Raw genomic sequence first — 743 nt, 5'->3', positions numbered from 1 at the left:
AGAAAAGAGAAAAAAATACCCCAAAATCATGAAATATATACCATGATTTCAATGTATTTTTAAAAAGACAAAGAATTAGGAACGTGTATTATTTTGATTTGGAATTTAGATTTAACTATGATAAAATAGATAATTATCGTGGTTTGAATTGTCTTTAAAATATTTATTTGCTTTATTGAACCGGAGTTCAGTTGATTAAAAAACAAATTGTTAAAACGTTTTATTGGCTGGAAAGCATTCTAGGCAAAATTAAATATTGGAAATAGCACTGTATGAATTCAACAAATTTTATAGCTGTAGAAATCAGAATCTCACCTTGATTAAAACGTAGTTTAAATAATACATTTAAAAGAATTAGTGAAAATTTGTGTCTTTCTGAAAATTGGATGGGAATTTTGGGCTCGGCGTGAAATAGGGGGCCTCTCCCCCCGCCCTCTCCTTGAAGAGAGGGAGCTAGACCTTTCTATAGATTATGCGAAAGTGTAGAGCCGTGGGGCTAGTGTATCGGTTTGTGTCTGCACGAAACAAACGAATATTTGAAGGCTAAAGTAAAGTTTGCCACGGAAACACGGATAGTAAAAAAAACCTCTCCCCCCGCCCTCTCCTTGAAGAGAGGGAGCTAGACCTTTCTATAGGTTATGCTAAAGTGCACAGTCATGGGGACTGGTGTATCGGTTTGTGTCTGCACGAAACAAACGAATATTTGAAGGCTAAAGTAAAGTTTGCCACGGAAACACGGATAG

The sequence above is a fragment of the Pedobacter fastidiosus genome (assembly GCF_014306625.1).
Classification (GTDB): Bacteria; Bacteroidota; Bacteroidia; order Sphingobacteriales; family Sphingobacteriaceae; genus Pedobacter; species Pedobacter fastidiosus.
The sequence above is the reverse complement of the archived record's forward strand: the minus strand, read 5'-3'. Positions refer to the sequence as shown.